The 15840-nt window shown below is 67.8% G+C and carries 15 protein-coding genes; 10 read left to right on the top strand and 5 right to left on the bottom strand.

Annotation, left to right across the window (positions count from 1 at the left end):
• Positions 1–287: 287 nt before the first annotated feature.
• A complete protein-coding gene (locus tag Acor_RS04560; protein ID WP_155335228.1) occupies positions 288–1637 on the top strand; it encodes a condensation domain-containing protein in 1350 nt (449 codons plus the stop codon).
• A 585-nt stretch (positions 1638–2222) separates the two neighbouring features.
• Here Acor_RS04560 and Acor_RS04555 read toward each other — a convergent pair.
• On the bottom strand, positions 2223–2636 hold the full coding sequence (locus tag Acor_RS04555) for a hypothetical protein (protein WP_155335227.1): 414 nt from the start codon (positions 2634–2636) through the stop codon (positions 2223–2225).
• Between the two features lie 112 nt (positions 2637–2748).
• On the opposite strand from Acor_RS04555, the gene Acor_RS04550 reads away from it, so the two are divergent.
• The 4 genes from Acor_RS04550 (at position 2749) to Acor_RS04535 (ending at position 6783) form a co-directional block, all read left to right on the top strand.
• Positions 2749–2907: a hypothetical protein gene (locus Acor_RS04550; RefSeq protein ID WP_155335226.1), complete on the top strand. Its 159-nt coding sequence runs from the start codon at positions 2749–2751 to the stop codon at positions 2905–2907.
• A gap of 133 nt (positions 2908–3040) precedes the next feature.
• Complete coding sequence (locus tag Acor_RS04545) at positions 3041–4795, top strand: DUF8189 domain-containing protein (protein WP_155335225.1); 1755 nt, start codon at positions 3041–3043, stop codon at positions 4793–4795.
• Between the two features lie 282 nt (positions 4796–5077).
• On the top strand, positions 5078–5707 hold the full coding sequence (locus tag Acor_RS04540; RefSeq protein ID WP_155335224.1) for a GmrSD restriction endonuclease domain-containing protein: 630 nt from the start codon (positions 5078–5080) through the stop codon (positions 5705–5707).
• A 119-nt stretch (positions 5708–5826) separates the two neighbouring features.
• On the top strand, positions 5827–6783 hold the full coding sequence (locus Acor_RS04535; RefSeq protein WP_155335223.1) for a sulfotransferase family protein: 957 nt from the start codon (positions 5827–5829) through the stop codon (positions 6781–6783).
• On the opposite strand, the gene Acor_RS04530 is transcribed toward Acor_RS04535, so the two are convergent.
• Positions 6780–7688 (bottom strand): hypothetical protein, encoded by a 909-nt coding sequence (locus tag Acor_RS04530; protein ID WP_155335222.1) that lies wholly within the window; start codon positions 7686–7688, stop codon positions 6780–6782. The genes Acor_RS04535 and Acor_RS04530 overlap by 4 nt on opposite strands.
• 198 nt (positions 7689–7886) lie before the next feature.
• Here Acor_RS04530 and Acor_RS04525 point away from each other — a divergent pair, with 198 nt between their 5' ends.
• From Acor_RS04525 to Acor_RS04515, 3 genes are all read left to right on the top strand, one after another.
• Positions 7887–9068, top strand: a complete 1182-nt coding sequence (locus Acor_RS04525) for a TIGR03118 family protein (RefSeq protein WP_155335221.1) — start codon at positions 7887–7889, stop codon at positions 9066–9068.
• 26 nt (positions 9069–9094) lie between these two features.
• Positions 9095–10513 carry an NADP-dependent phosphogluconate dehydrogenase gene (gene gndA / locus Acor_RS04520; protein WP_155335220.1) on the top strand — a complete coding sequence of 473 codons (1419 nt, stop codon included), beginning with the start codon at positions 9095–9097 and terminating at the stop codon, positions 10511–10513.
• A 94-nt stretch (positions 10514–10607) separates the two neighbouring features.
• The gene (locus Acor_RS04515) at positions 10608–11003 is read left to right on the top strand and encodes a hypothetical protein (RefSeq protein WP_155335219.1); all 396 of its coding nucleotides are present in this window, start codon (positions 10608–10610) and stop codon (positions 11001–11003) included.
• 94 nt (positions 11004–11097) lie between these two features.
• On the opposite strand, the gene Acor_RS04510 is transcribed toward Acor_RS04515, so the two are convergent.
• The 3 genes from Acor_RS04510 to Acor_RS04500 form a co-directional block, all read right to left on the bottom strand.
• Complete coding sequence (locus Acor_RS04510) at positions 11098–11883, bottom strand: hypothetical protein (RefSeq protein WP_155335218.1); 786 nt, start codon at positions 11881–11883, stop codon at positions 11098–11100.
• Between the two features lie 7 nt (positions 11884–11890).
• On the bottom strand, positions 11891–12907 hold the full coding sequence (locus Acor_RS04505; protein WP_170316786.1) for a SpvB/TcaC N-terminal domain-containing protein: 1017 nt from the start codon (positions 12905–12907) through the stop codon (positions 11891–11893).
• 128 nt (positions 12908–13035) lie between these two features.
• Positions 13036–14613: an MDR family MFS transporter gene (locus tag Acor_RS04500; protein ID WP_155335216.1), complete on the bottom strand. Its 1578-nt coding sequence runs from the start codon at positions 14611–14613 to the stop codon at positions 13036–13038.
• Between the two features lie 112 nt (positions 14614–14725).
• Here Acor_RS04500 and Acor_RS04495 point away from each other — a divergent pair, with 112 nt between their 5' ends.
• Positions 14726–15340: a TetR/AcrR family transcriptional regulator gene (locus Acor_RS04495; RefSeq protein ID WP_155335215.1), complete on the top strand. Its 615-nt coding sequence runs from the start codon at positions 14726–14728 to the stop codon at positions 15338–15340.
• 48 nt (positions 15341–15388) lie between these two features.
• The gene (locus Acor_RS04490; RefSeq protein WP_308805624.1) at positions 15389–15769 is read left to right on the top strand and encodes a nitroreductase family deazaflavin-dependent oxidoreductase; all 381 of its coding nucleotides are present in this window, start codon (positions 15389–15391) and stop codon (positions 15767–15769) included.
• Positions 15770–15840 lie beyond the last annotated feature (71 nt).

The raw sequence follows: 15840 nt of genomic DNA, 5'->3' as shown, positions 1-15840 counted from the left end.
GTGGTCAGGCAACCAGAGGGCAGGCATCAGAAAAAGCCGCACCGCCAGAAGGGGGAGCGTGCGGGGCGTGGGAACGCTCCCACGCTTTCTGAGGCTAGAATTACCGTGTGGTGGCGTCAATAGATCATCCATATTTCAGAAAATTTCACCGAAAATACGGCCTTCAACTGCGAATATTTAGTTCGCACCGAATTGGGGGTTGACGCGCCCCGGGCCGCTTCTTCTATGCTGATTTGGGAGCGCTCCCAAGCCTCTCTGCCGTACCCGGAATCAGAGCGGAGCCCAGGATGCCCCTGCCCGAGCAGGCCGATCGCCGACGCGAACTGGTTGCCAAGCTGCTCGCCCGGAAAGCCGCTCCGCAGGGCGTGACCCCTCTCCCACGGGACGGCTCGCCGCTCGCGTGCTCCCACGAACAGCGCCGAATCTGGCTCGCCCAGCAGTCCGACCCGACCGCCGCGCCCAACGTCACGCTCGGCGTGCGCCTCACCGGGCCGCTCGACCTGGCCCGGCTGGCGGGGACTTTCACGGCGCTGGTCGCCCGGCACGAGGCGCTGCACACGATCTACACGCTGGCGGACGGCGAGCCGTACCAGAGCGTGCGGCCCGGCCTGCCCGCGCCGTTCGAGTTCGTCGACCTGAGCGGGCTGCCCGCCGGGGAGCGCGAGCCGGCCGCGCTCACCATGGCCAGGGCGGCCAGCGCGGAGCGGTTCCCGGTGACGTCGGGGCCGCTGCTGCGGCTGACCCTCTACCGGATCTCCGCCGATGAGCACCGGCTGTTCCTGGTCTGCCATCACATCGCCGCCGACGGCGGCTCGCTCGCGATCATGGCCGATGATCTCGCCGCGCTCTACTCCGGCGCGCAGCCCGCCGTGCCCGCCGTGCAGTACGCCGACTACGCGGCCTGGTCGGCCGAGCGCAGCGCCCGGCGGCTGCCGGAACGCCTGCCGTACTGGACCGAACGCCTGCGCGCGCTGCCGCCGCCGCTGTTCGGCGGCAAGCCGCCCGAGACCGCCGCCCGCGCGGGAGCCACCGCCATGGTCAGGGTCGACCGGGAGGCCGTCAACCGCCTGCGCCGCGTCGCCGGCGGGCCGACCACGCCGTTCGTCGCCCTGTGCGCGGCCTACGTGGTGCTGCTCCAGCGGATGACCGGCCACCGCGACGTCACCGTGGGCATCGTGTCCGCCTCCCGCACCCGCCGCGAACTCGAATCCGTGGTCGGCACATTCGTCAACATGATCCCGCTCCGGGTCGCGCAACCGGCAGGGCAGAGCTTCCCCGCCCTGGTCACCCGCGTCCGCGAGGCCGCCGCCGGCGCCCTGGCGAACGAGATCCCCTTCGACACCCTCGTCTCCCGGGCCGGGATCGCCCGCATCCCCGGTGTGCACCCGGTCTTCCAGGCGTCCTTCGTGCACCGCGAGGACCCCAAGCCCCCCGCCGACTGGGACGGCCTGACCGCCCAGGTCTGGGACCACGAGGTCGACGACGCCACCCTCGACCTGGCGATGACCGCCACCCCCCGCGGCGACGAATACGAACTCGCTTTCACCGGCCGGGTGACCCGTTTCTCCCCCGCCGAAATCCATGCCCTCCCGGCCAACTTCGCCAGGCTCCTGACCGAATTGACCGCCTCCACATAATCGGCACGGACTCCCGGGCACACCACCCACCAGCACCGCTGTCTCCCAGCCCCAAAACCCCAAACACCACGAATGAGGCAACGGGTCAACTAACGACCAGAACCGCTCCCGGGCATTGGATCACGCCCACCCCAACCGGCGGTACCCGCGTCTCAAAACGACGCCGCTCTCAAAGGGCCAATACATCACCTCTGGCCTGGAGTGTGGTTTATCGACCAGATTGGGGAGATCGTCCCTGCCCAGCAACTCATCCTGCCAAGAGGCCGCCGCCCCGCTTGACGATCTTGCGGATGATGGCCCTGGCCTGGTCGCGGCCACGGTGATCCCGTCGAAATCGATCCAGGGATTCGGGCGTAGTCGATGCACTGCGGTTCACCCGCGACGGTGGCATCCGGGTCGTTGATGGCAGCCGACGCGGTACTCGGCCTCATCGCCGTTCCCGAGGAACCCGCCGGAATGACCAATGGCACCCTCGCTGGACGTGCGGGACCGGCCCGCCGGAATCCCGTGGCGGACCAGTCGTCGATCGGCCGTCAGCGTCGCGGAAGAGCGAGAACCTTCTCGGAGCTGAATTGTCGTGCGGGTTCAGGCCACACCGACCACGTCCAGGATCTCCTCCACGTGGGCCAGGTAGGGATTCTGGTGCAGTTCCTGGTGCGCGGCGTACAGCATCGACATGGCCCGAATCGAGGCGAGCCGATGGAATTCGAGAAACTCCGTGAACGAGACCCGGGCTTCCCCGGACTGACCCTCGGCCTGGACCAGCACGTGCTCCCCCACAAGTCGGCAGACGAGCATGATCTGATTTCTTGAGGCCGCGGCCTCGACGAACCCTTCTCTGATCAATGATTTCCTGATCAGCTCAAACATCAGTATGAGGTCGACCACCGGGACAGTGAGGCGCCTGCGCTGGATGCTCAACTGCGCCATGGCCAGGTCCACTTCCACGTGAAAGCAGTTGAACAAGAACCCGTACTGGTCCACCTCCTGCGGGGGCACGTTCCTGCCGTTGCTACGCGGGCTCCATTTGTCAGTCCATGAATCATCGGAAGCCGACGGAGTGAATTCGAAGGTGATCACGTCAGGGCCCCCTGGCAGGCACATACGGGAAATGCGCTCCTCATTCTCTCTCCCCCACGTCTTCGACGAAGTCCGGGATGCCATCCCCATCGTCGTCCGTGACCACGATGCCGGGGAGGCCGTCATCATCGTCGGCGTGGTGAACGCGGTGTGTGCGGCGGCGGTCTGCGGGCCGATCCCGACACCATGATCCCCGCCTGGACGTGATCCGTGATGGCATCCATCATCCTGCGGTTCTGATATCGAATGCCGTGAGCTACTTGGAATTCCGCTGCCGCGTGCGAGGCTAATTTGGACCACTTCTCACCGAAAGGTCCTGTGTCATGGCGGCAATTCCTGGAAAGATGTTGAGAAAAGGTGATCAAGGGTCGGATGTTCAGGCCTTGTATGGGTTCCTGAGGCAGTACGGGTACTTCCCCAACGCTGAGATCCAGGCCCAATACCCTGGGTTCAGGGCGGCCGTGCCCATCGCGCCGGCGAACCCGAGCCGATACGACGACACGATGGCCAGCGCGGTCACCAAGTACCAGCAGGCGATGGGATTACCCGTCACCGGACAGGTGGATGGGCCCACCCTGGCCCTCATGGCCCGGCCTCGCTGCGGCAACCCCGATGTCGGTGCGGCCAGAGCGGCTCGGTACAGCGTGCAGCCTCCCGGGTGGCAGCACCATGACATCACCTACAACATCGTCGAATTCAACCCCAAGATCAGCGAAGAAGCGCAGCGCCTGGCTTTCCGTGGCGCCTTCGATCGGTGGCAGGCGGTCATTCCACTGGACTTCACCGAGATCCCGAAAGATGGCCTCATCCAGATCTCATGGTTCAAATGGGATGGTCCTGGCAAAGCTCTGGCACGTACCCAGTATCCAACCGACAGCGGTAAACCCGTCACCAGCAGGTACGACCCGGACGATTCATGGCCCTCAAACAGGCTGAACCGTGTCGCTCTCCATGAATTCGGACACGCCATCGGCTTGGGGCACTCCGACGATCCCCGAGCCGTCATGTACGCCACCCTCAACGACACCGCGGAACTGACCCGCGACGACGTCCAAGGCGCCCAGGTGATCTACGGACCCCGGTACGGCTGGCCGTGGCGCTCGCTCGGCGGTGAGATTTACGAGCCGACGGTCGGCGCCAATCTGGACGGCCGGCTGGAGGTCTTCGGCGTCGGCATGGACAGCGAAGTCCACCAGATCTGGCAGGTCGCCCCCAACAGTGTCTGGAGCGCGTGGGGATCCCTCGGCGCGAACGTCCTCCGCCAGCTCGCCGTCGGCCGCAACCAGGACGGCCGGCTGGAGCTGTTCGCCGTCACCGGCGACAACTCCCTGGCCGCGATCTGGCAGACCCGCCCCAACAACGGCTGGAGCCATTGGGGCACCCTGGGCGGAAACATCCACTCTCCGACCACGATCCGCACCCCCGGCGGCCGCCAGCACGTATTCGCCTGTACGCCCGGCGGGGCACTCATCCACGTCGCCCAGACCAAACCCAGCAATGGCTGGGGCACGTGGGAACCCCTCAACGCGGGGACGATCCGCCCGCCCATCACGGTTGCCCTGGACAAGGCCGGCTGGCTCCAGGTGTTCGCGGTCGGGACCGACGGCGCCCTCCACCTGCTGTCCCAGAATCCGAGCGGCCCCGGCTGGCATCCCTGGAAATCCCTTGGCGGAAAGATCATCAATCCCGTGGTCGGCACCAACGCCGATGGTCGCCTGGAGGTCTTCGGGACCGGGCCCGACAAATCCCTGCACCACATCTGGCAGAAACCCGACGGAAGCTGGAGCGGGTGGGGCACTCGCGGCGGTCACGCGATCCAACCCGCCGTCGCCCGCAACAAGGACGGCCGCCTCACCGTATGCGCCCGCAACGCCGGCGACCAGATCTCGATCATCGAGCAGACGGCCCCCAACAACGGCTGGGGCAGCTGGTTCAGCATCCCCGGTCCGCGCGTGTCCGAAGGCCCGGTCATCGCCGCCAACCAGGACGGCCGCCTGGAAATCTTCGTACGCGGCGACGACGGCGCCCTCTGGCATCTCTGGCAAACCGCCCCGAGCGGTTACTGGCTCGACCTGTGAATCCAGCGCAGCACCGGCTTCGCCCGGGCCGCGGGGTCGGCCAGGTCGCGTTTACAGGAACTTCACATCCAGTTCGGACGGCTTGCAAAGTCACGTTGCGACATCGCCGCAGATCAGCGCATTGCGCGAGCGTAGAACAGGCGTGATCACACGAATAGTCCACTTCTGGATGGTCAAAGCCTGATATTTCGTGGCTTGGTAGCTAATGTCACCGTCCTTCGTAGTTCGGCCTCGTGGCCGTCCAGGAATCGCCTGGCCGGGGCCGGACCGAAGGAGGGACTCGTGCAGCGAGTCATCGCTCTGTTCGCGGCGTTATGCGCCACCCTGGCCCTGAGCCTCGCCGTCAGTTCGCCGGCTTCGGCGACGCCGCCGGGGATTCCGTCGACGGCGACCGCCACCTCGCAGCTCGCCGCGCTGACCGTCGCCAACGAGGCCAACGCGGCCAGCTACAACCGGGACCTGTTCCCGCACTGGATCACGATCTCGGGCTCCTGCGACACCCGGGAGACCGTGCTCAAGCGGGACGGCTCCGGCGTGGTCACCAACTCCAGCTGCTCCGCCACCTCCGGCAGCTGGTACAGCCCGTACGACGGCGCCACCTGGACGCTGGCCTCCGACGTCGACATCGACCACATGGTGGCGCTCTCCGAGGCCTGGAAGTCGGGCGCCAACGCCTGGACCACCGCCAAGCGCCAGCAGTTCGCCAACGAACTGAGCAGCCCTCAGCTCTGGGCCGTCACCGACAACGTCAACCAGTCCAAGGGTGACAAGGACCCGGCCGCCTGGAAGCCCTCCCGGACCGCGTTCTGGTGCACGTACGCCAAGTCCTGGATCGCCGTGAAGTACAAGTACGCGCTGAAGCTCCAGAGCGCCGAGAAGTCCGCGCTCACCACGATGCTCGGTTACTGCTAGCCCGGCGAGAAGGCTGCCGCCGGGCAAAGCGGCGGCAGCCCCCACCCCCCATGCAACCAGAAAACTCTTCCGGGAGGCACTATTACCAACTAAGTTTGTAGGAAAAGTAGGAGGTTGTCTTGCCGCTGCCCGACTTCCTGGTGATCGGCGCCCCCAAAGCCGCCACCACGGCCCTGCACGCCGCCCTGGCCGGCCACCCCCGGCTGCACCTATCCGCGGTCAAGGAACCCAAGTTCTTCCTCTCCGACGGCCCGCCCCCGACCAAGGGCGGCCCCGGCGACGCCGAGACCTACCGCGAGCACATCTGGCGGCGCCCCGACTACGAGGCCCTGTTCCGCCCCGGCGCCCTGAACGGCGAATCCACCCCGTTCTACCTGTACGATTACGCGGCCCAGCGCCGCATCCACACCCTCATCCCGCAGGCCAAGCTGATCGTGATCCTGCGCGACCCGGTGGAACGCGCCCACTCCAACTGGACCCACCTCTGGTCCGCGGGCCTGGAACCCGTCGGCGACTTCCTGGCCGCCTGCGCCGAGGAACCCCGCCGCGTCCGCGAGGGCTGGGCCCCCTTCTGGCACTACCTCGCCTTAGGCCGGTACGGCGAGCAGCTGGCCCACCTCTACACCCTCTTCCCCCGCGACCAGGTCCTCGTCTTCCGCTACCGCGACCTGCTGGACCGCCCGGCCCCCACCCTGAACCGCATCTGCGCCTTCCTCGACGTCGACCAGGACCTGCTCACCACGATCCCCCGCGAGAACGTCACCGCCCAGCCGGCGAAATCCCCCCGGACGCGATTCCTGGCCGCCCTGGTCCGCATCACCGACCGCCTGGCCGGGCAGCGCCTGACCGCCCCGCTCACCCGCCTGCTCCAGCACCGGGCCCATCCCCGCCGCCCGCTCACCTGGGCTCAGCGCGCCGAACTCCTCCCCCACTTCACCCAGGACGTCGCCCTGCTCCAGGCCACCACCGGCGAGGACTTCTCCGACTGGCTCCGCCCCCGCCCGCGCTCCGGCGGCCTGGTCGGCACCCGCCCCACCGGCCAGTCCCAGTCCCGCAACGGCCGCCCCAGAACCTAAGGCCGGAACTCGGTGCGGAGCTCGGTGCGGAGTTCGTGGGCGCCGTCGGGGCGGGTCCACTCGTAGTAAAGGCGCGTTCCACCGCCCGGGAGCGGCACCAGGTCCAGGTAGCGCAGGCCGCCGTACGGGGAGGCCGCGTGCGGGCCGGTGCCGACCGCGGTGAGCGTCGACGGGTCGGGGCCGGTGGCGACGCCGGTGCGCTCCTCGTAGTTCTCCTGGGCGGAGGCGCGGCCGTCGTAGTAGGCGGTGACGCCCTCGGGCGTGAAGCGGACGGCGGAGACGCGGACGCCGCGGGAGTCCCAGTGGCCGGGACGGCGGTCGAGGGCGGTGCCCTGCCAGGTCCAGGCGACGCCGTCGGAGCTGGTCGCGTAGTCGGTGACCATCTGGTCGGCCTCGGCGGGAATCTCCAGCGGATGGCACGACGCCCACAGATGCCAGCCGCCGCCGTGGTGGACGATGACCGGGTCCTTGACGCCGGTCTTCAGGTCGCCGGGGAGGACCACCCGGGTCTGCCCGGGGTCGAACCCGGCCGGATCGTCGGCTTCCAGGAGTTCCACCCGCCAGTGCTTGGTGCCGTAGGTGGCGCAGCTGAGGTAGAGCCGCCAGCGGCCGGACGGAGTCCGTACCAGGGTGGGACGTTCCAGGGACTCGGTGTGCATCTGCTCTTTGGTGATGGTGAGCAGGGTCTCGAACCGCTCGCCGTCGGCCGAGCGGGCGACCGCCACCGCGTAGCCCCGGCCTTCGCCGAGCGGGCGGCGCAGCCGGTAGGCGAGGTAGACGAACCCGTCGGCGGCGACGGCGCTCGGGGCGCCCGCCCAGAAGCCGGGACCGTCGCCGGGCGGGGGAACGGCGAGGGTGGACTGCGCCGGCTGAGGTAGGAACACGTGCGGGTCTCCATTGATCACACGATGACGATAGACGCCCAGGTCCGGGCCTTCGACCGGCTTTGCCGGGCCGTTAACTCCACTAAGCCTATCTGATTACTGGGTTTTAGATTGTCTGAACCGATCCGGAAATGACCGCGTATCTCGGCCCGTAAGGGAGCTTCGCGAACTCAGCTACCTCAGCAGTCAAGAACCCCGAGCAGGTTTCTAGGAGGCTCGATGCGATCACGCATCGCCGTTGTCTGTGCTGGCGCTCTCATCCTGAGCATCCCCGGCACAGCGCATGCGACCATCCACACCCCCACCAAAACCCCCGCCAAAACCCCCGCCAAAACCCCGGCCGCAGGACACAAACCCACCGGTATCGCGACCCGCTTCAGCCAGGTCAACCTCGTCTCCGACGTGGCCGGCAAAGCCACCGTCACCGACCCCAAACTGGTCAACCCGTGGGGGCTGGCCATGGGCAAGACCCTGTGGGTGTCCGGCACCGGCACCGGCACCGCGACCGTCTACTCGGGCTCGGTGAAGAAGGAGCAGACCGAGGTCGCCATCCCGGGCGGCGCGCCCACCGGCCAGGTCGTCAACAAGGGCGACGGCTTCACCATCAAGGACAAACCGGCCACGTTCATCTTCTCCAGCCCGTCCGGCGCGATCACCGCCTGGAACGCGGAAGTGGACGCCAAGAACGCCCAGATCGCCGCGTTCACCCGGAACGCCGACTACAAGGGCCTGGCCCTGATGGAGACCAACCGCGGCCAGTTCCTGCTCGCGCCATCGTTCTCGCACGGCAAGGTGCACGTCTTCGACAGCCAGTTCAACCGGGTACGTCTGGCGCGCTGGCAGTTCCGCGACCCGACCATGCCCGCCACCTACTCGCCGTGGAACGTCGAGGTCGTCGGCGACTCCGTCCTGGTCGCGTACGCCGTGCGGGACAAGACCACCGGCAAGGTCGTGCCAGGCAAGGGCAAGGGCTTCGTCAGCACGTTCACCGCGAACGGCCGCTTCCGCGGGCGGGTCGTCAGCCGGGGCGCGCTCAACGCGCCGTGGGCGATGACGATCGCACCGCAGGGCTTCGGCGGGTTCTCCGGCGCTTTGCTGGTGGGCAACTTCGGGGACGGATGGGTCAACGCGTACAATCCGCGCAACGGCCGTTACCTCGGCCCGCTGCGTAACGCCAACGGATCGCCGATCGCGATCGAGGGGCTGTGGGACCTGGAGCGTGGGACCGCCGAGAATGGCGGAACCAACGCGATCTGGTTCTCGGCCGGGATTAGCAAGGCCCAGCATGGACTGCTGGGGCTGCTCCGCCCGTCCGGCGCCGCCGCAGCGACCGGGTCGTCCACGACGCCGACCCCCACACCGACGCCGAGTAAAGCCGGGGGCTCGTCGTACGGTTACTGACCTGGCCTGACGGAAAGGAGCGGCTCATGGAGACAGCAGACATCGGAGTCACGGGCCTAGCGACGATGGGCCGCAACCTGGCCAGGAACCTGGCCCACCACGGCTACGTGGTGGCGCTGCACAACCGCTCGGAGAGCAAGACCAAGCAGATCATGGCGGATCACTCGGATGAGGGGGCGTTCCTCCCCGCGAGCTCGATGGCCGAGTTCGTGGCGTCGCTCCGCCGCCCGCGCCGCGCGATCATCATGGTCAAGGCCGGTCCTGCCACGGACGCGGTGATCGAGGAGCTGGCGGCGCTGATGGAGCCCGGCGACATGATCGTCGACGGCGGCAACGCGCACTTCGCCGACACCCGGCGGCGGGAGGCGGCGCTGAAGGAGCGCGGGCTGCACTTCGTCGGGGCCGGTATCTCCGGTGGCGAGGAGGGCGCGCTGAACGGCCCGAGCATCATGCCGGGCGGCTCCGTGGAGTCCTACCGGGAGCTGGGGCCGATGCTGGAGAGCATCGCCGCCCAGGTGGACGGGGTGCCGTGCTGCGTGCACGTCGGCCCCGACGGCGCCGGGCATTTCGTGAAGATGGTGCACAACGGCATCGAGTACTCCGACATGCAGCTCATCGCGGAGGCGTACGACCTGCTCAGGCAGGCGCTCGGCCGCTCCCCCGCCGAGCTGGCGGAGATCTTCCGCGAGTGGAACCGGGGCGACCTGGAGTCGTACCTGATCGAGATCACCGCCGAGGTGCTCGACCACGTGGACGCCTCCGGGCAGCCGCTGGTGGACGTCATCGTGGACCAGGCCGAGCAGAAGGGCACCGGCCGCTGGACCGTGGCGAGCGCGCTGGACCTGGGCGTGCCGGTCACCGGCATCGCCGAGGCGGTGTTCGCCCGCGCGCTGTCCGGCCACCCGGAGCAGCGGGCCGCCGCCCGGAACCTGGAGGGCCCGAACGGGACCGCGCCGAACTACTCCCTGGTGGAGGACGTCCGGCTGGCCCTGTACGCGTCGAAGATCATCGCGTACGCGCAGGGCTTCGACCAGATCACGGCCGCCAGCGAGGAGTTCGGCTGGAACATCGACCGTGGCGCGATGGCGACGATCTGGCGGGGCGGCTGCATCATCCGGGCCCGGTTCCTGGACCGGATCCGGACGGCGTACGAGGCGAACCCGCAGCTGCCGACCCTGCTGGCCGACCCGACCTTCGCCGAGGCGCTGACCGAGGCGCAGCAGGCGTGGCGGCGGGTGGTGTCCACGGCGGCGCAGATCGGGGTGCCGACGCCCGGTTTCTCCTCGGCGCTGGCCTACTACGACGGGCTGCGCCGGGAACGGCTGCCCGCCGCCCTCATCCAGGGCCTGCGCGACTTCTTCGGCGCGCACACCTACCGGCGGATCGACCGGGACGGGACTTTCCACACGGACTGGTCGGGCGACCGTACCGAGCGGCCCGCCTAGGCAGAACCGCCCACACCCATCCGGAAGCGGTGGCCACAGAAATACATCGTGGACGCCTTGACCGCGGCGGCGGTCAAGGCGTGATCGTGAGAACGTGACCGACGAGCCGATGAACAAGCGGGCCAGGAAGCGCCTCCGCCAGCAGCGCGAAGCGGCGGAGGCGCGGATCCACTACGCCCATCTGATCGAGGTGGAGAGCTATCTGAAGGTGGACGGATTCGCCGGCCTGGCCCCCAGACCGGTCGACTTCGAGATCATCTGCTCATTCGACGGCAGTCCGGACAACATGACCATCTGGCTGATCTTCGCCACCGCCGAAGAGGCCGAGCGCGTCCGCGATCCCGCCGAACTGGCCGGGTACCTCGAACACGCCAGGGCTCTGCTGCGGCGCGAAGGCTATCCCCAGTCCGGCGTGGACACGCTCCGCCTGGACTCCACCTCCCTGCCGGAGATCGAGGACGGCGGCGGCCGTTTCTTCTTCTTCCGCTGACCGGCCCGGAGCCGCCGGTCAAGGCGGCGGAATCAAACTCTTTCCGTCCGGCGACAGCACATAGCCCTTGCCCTTCAGGTAACTGATCTCCCATTCATAGACGGAGCCCTTCCGCGCGGTCGGCGACGCCAGAATGAAGATGTCGCCGTTGACGATCCCGCGGTCCAGGAACTTCTGGTTCGCCGCCATCTGCAGTCGGCGACCCTGGTGTCCCAGCCGGTCGGGCTGCTGGTCCAGTTGCAGCCCTTCGGCCGGCAGTAGGCACCTCGATCCGGCCGCCCAGTCCGTTGGCGATCGCGGCGACGCGGGGGACGCTCAGCCGGGCGGTGCGGTCGCCTTCGACCAGGCGGGCGTGGTCGGCCCGGTTGTCGCGCAGGATCGAGTCGAAGGCGATGACCGGCAGGGCGACGTCCGGGGCGTCGCCGGCCAGGCCGACCGTCTTGATCCGGTCGAGCCAGAGCAGCTGGTTGACGGCCCCGCCCGGCGTCACGGGATGGGAGGCGACCCACTTGTAGCCGAGCTCGTACCTGGCCACCTCGTCCCACGGTCCGGTGCCGAGCCGCGCCGAGGTGACGATCGAGTCCAGCCGTTTGGTGATGTAGAAGGCGGTGCTGGCGTTCTGGCAGCTGGTCGAGCCGGGCACGCAGTTCAGGTCGCCCGGGGTGTCGTCGAACCAGGGACCGCCGTGGCCGGAGGGCGGGGTCCCCCGGTTGACGGCGTTGAACACCACCTGCGCGGCCGGGACGGAACCCGCCACGCCGGAGTTGTGCCCGTACTCGATCCTGGACAGGTAGCCGCCCCGGTCGTAGCGGAGCGCGCCGCCCACCCCGCAGCCGCCGCAGTAGCCGTTCTCCTCGCGGGCGTAGAAGTAGTCGACCACGTTGATCTCAGGTCGGCCCCTGGTCGAGATACCAGCGCCACGGCGACCGGCAGAACGAACCGGCCCCGAGCGCGGGACTCTGCCCGGTGATGAAATTGTGCTTCGGATACTGGCTGTGGCACGGCTCCCCCGGATCGTCCCCCAGGTAGGGCGCCTGGAGGGAGGCGTCGCGCCGGAAGCCGAACCGGTAGACGGTCCCCTCCTGGGTGGTCACCCGCCAGTAGGGCTGCCCGCTCTCCGCGCCGGCGGCGATCTGCTCGATCTTCCAGCCGAAATCCTCCACCGTCTTGTACGTCCCGGACGTGCGGTCCTTCACGATCGCCGAAGAACGCCCTTCCAGCGACAGCACCAGATGCGAGTTGGCGCGATCGGTGGTCGCCGCATCCTCGTCGTTCTCGTCAGGGGACTCCCAGCACCAGTGCTTCCAGCTGCCCTGATTGATGTTCTTGCTCAGCTCCGGCGCGATCACGGAGAAGAACGCGTCGCTCGCGCAGGAGCGGAACCGCCGCTCGATGTACGCCTCCGACAACCCCCATCCCATCCCCACCCAGGGCGCCTGGTTGTTGGTGTAGCCGGTCAGCGAGTCCACCGCGGAAGACGAATAGGACAGCGAAAGCTCGGGCGCGTGCCCGGACACCGAAGGCGGCAGCGGGACCGGGACGGTGTAGGAGAAGTCGCCGCCCGAGTTGCCGGACTGCCGGGCGCCGGACGGCTTCAGGTCGGTGGCCGCGAAGCTGCCGGTCGCCGAGGTGGGATCCGGCGGCTCGGCGAAGGAGGCCGGCAGGAACACCGAGCCGCCGCCCTCGGGCCGCGCGGTCACCTCCGCCCTGATCCGGCCGTTCGCCAGATCGTTCCGCACGGTGAGCCGGCGCGCCTCGCCGGTCTCCGCCCGGCAGCCGGGCGTCACGACCGGGTCCAGGGCGCAGGCGGGTAACTCGAGCAGCCCGAGCCGGGAGGCGAATTTCCTCGTACCGTTCCCATGCGTACCCCCACGCACTCCGTGGCACACGATTGAGGCAGACATGGGGATCATCACTTTCTCAATAAGAGTGACAAGAGATGAAAAATGTAGGGAAGTGAACGCAAGGGGTTACTCTGCTGGGAAAAGAAATACGGCTGCCGCCCCGGTAGGGGGCGGCAGCCGTACCGTGATCAGAGCGCGGCGGCCGGTTCTGCCACCTCGGGGGTGGCGTCGTTGCCGCTGCGCAGCGGGATCTCCTTGATGAAGACGGCCAGGACGGGGACGACCACGGCGAAGACGATCGCCCAGCCGAAGACGCCGCTGATGGAGTCGGCGAGCGACTCCAGGAAGCCGGTCTTGATCTCCGGCGGGAGCTGGGCCATGGCGGCCGGGCTCATCTGGCCGCCCGAGGAGACCATCTCGCCCGCCTGAGGGCCGAACTTCTCGGTCAGGCTGCTGGTGAGATGGTTGTTGAAGATCGCGCCGAACAGGGCGACGCCGAAGGAGCCGCCGATCGAGCGGAAGAAGGTGTTGGCGCTGCTCGCCACGCCGAGGTCCTTCTGCTCGACGCTGTTCTGCGCGATGAGCATGGTGGTCTGCATCAGGAAGCCCATGCCCAGGCCGAGCACGGCGATGAAGACGCCGGTGTGCCAGGCCGGGGTGTTGACGTCCATCAGGGACAGCAGCCACATGCCGGCCGCCATCCCGACCCCGCCGAGCACCGGGAAGATCTTGTACTTGCCGGTCTTGGTGATCGTGCGGCCGACGAACAGGGAGACGACCATGGCCGCGCCCATCATCGGCAGCAGGAGCAGGCCGGAGTTGGTGGCGGTGGAGCCCTGCACGGTCTGCTGGAACAGCGGCAGGAAGCTGATCGCGCCGAACATGGCGAAGCCGAGCAGGAAGCCGATCCAGGAGATCAGGTTGAAGTTGCGGTCCTTGAAGACGTGCAACGGCATGATCGGCTCGGCGGCGCGGCGCTCGATCGGCAGGAACAGGGCGAGTGTCACGACCGCGAGCACGCCCAGCGAGATGATCTGCCAGGAGCCCCACGGGTAGCCGTGGCTCTGGCCGCCCCACGAGGTGATCAGGACCAGCGCGGTGATGCCGACGGTGAGGACGGCCGCGCCCAGCCAGTCGATCCGGTGCTCGGTGCGGTACTTCGGCAGGTCCAGCTTGAGGAACAGCCAGACCAGCGCGATGCCGCCGAGCGGCAGGTTCACGTAGAAGGCCCAGCGCCAGTCGAGGTGGTCGGTGATGAAGCCGCCCGCGAGCGGTCCGGCGATCATCGCGAGGGACATGATCGCGGCCATGATGCCCTGGTACTGGCCGCGCTCACGCGGCGGGACCAGGTCGCCGATGATGGCCATCACGCCGACGATCAGGCCGCCCGCGCCGAGACCCTGCAGCGCGCGGAAGGCGATCAGTTCGGTCATGCCGCCGCTGACGCCGCCGAAGAGGGCGGAACCGGCCATGCCGCAGAGGGCGGAGCCGACCAGAAAGATGACGATGGAGCTGAGAAAGATGTTCTTGCGGCCGTAGAGGTCGCCCAGCTTGCCCCAGATGGGGGTGGAGACGGTGGTTCCGAGCACGTAGGCGGTGGTGACCCAGGTGAAGTACTCCAGGCCGTTCAGTTCGCCTACGATGCGCGGCATGGCCGTACCGACGATCATGTTGTCCAGCATCGCCAGCATCATGGCCAGCATCAGACCTGGCAGGACGATCATGACCTCTCTCGACCGCGCTGGAGCGGCCGAAGCTTCCGTCATTTGGGGCCCCCTTGATAAACTCTTACTTACTTGCCGACCGGCTAGTGACCTAAGATACGCTAAAGTCCTTACTTGCCGCCCGTCAAGTTGAATTAAAGGGACAAGGGTGATCATGAGCGAGCGAACGAGCACAAACCGTGCGTTCGCCCCGGAGTCGGAGACCACCGAGGATCGTCCGCGCGACACCCGCGCGCGCATCCAGGAGATCGCGCTCCGGCTCTTCACTGAGCAGGGCTACGAGGCGACCTCGCTGCGGGAGATCGCCGAGGCGCTCGGGGTGACGAAAGCGGCGCTGTACTACCACTTCCGCACCAAGGAAGACATCGTCGCCGGCATGGTGGCCGACCGGGTGGCGTTCCTGGACGAACTGATCGAATGGGCGCGCGAACAGCCGAAGTCGATGGAGTCACGGCGCGAGATCGTCCGCCGGTACGCCGACTGGCTGCACGGCGGCCGCCACCACCAGGTGATGCGGTTCATGGAACGCAACCAGACCGCGCTCAAGGACCATCCGCTGATGGGCCAGACCCGGCTGAAGATGCTGACCCTGCTCCGGCTGTTCACCGATTCCAGTGACCCGCTGACCGTGCAGCTGAAGCGTTCGCTGGCGCTGTTCGCCATGCACGCCGTCTGGTTCCTGCTGCCCGAGGGCGACGCGAACGAGGCCGAGCGGAACGAGGCGTCACTGAAGGTTGCCCTGGAATTGATCGACGCGGCAGATGGTTAGGCGCGGGGAAAGGGTAGGTGAATCATCATGCTCTATGGTGCGGAACATGTGGAGAGGTACCTCGCGACGGACGGCGCGGAGGGCCACGACTGGCAGGGGACCACGACCGGTTTGCTGACCACGAAAGGGCGGCGCACCGGGAACCAGCACACCACGCCGCTGATCTATCAGCCGTGGGAGGACAAATACCTGGTCGTGGCGTCCAAGGGCGGGACGCCGACGCCGCCGGAGTGGTATCTCAACCTGGAAGCCAACCCTGAGGTGGAGTTCCAGGTGCTCGGGGATCGGTTCAAGGCACACGCCAGGACCGCCACCGCCGAGGAGAAGGCGGAGATGTGGCCGGTGATGACGGCCGCCTGGCCCGCCTACGACGACTACCAGAAGAAGACCGCGCGCGAGATCCCCGTGGTGGTGCTCGAACGCCTCTAGGTGACTGGTGTTTTTCTGGTGATCTCGCGGTGACCTCTTCCCGTGTGCCAGGGTGATCGTTGTTGGTCACC

It is taken from the genome of Acrocarpospora corrugata (assembly GCF_009687845.1).
GTDB classification, from domain to species: Bacteria; Actinomycetota; Actinomycetes; order Streptosporangiales; family Streptosporangiaceae; genus Acrocarpospora; species Acrocarpospora corrugata.
The sequence above is the reverse complement of the archived record's forward strand: the minus strand, read 5'-3'. Positions and strand labels throughout refer to the sequence as shown.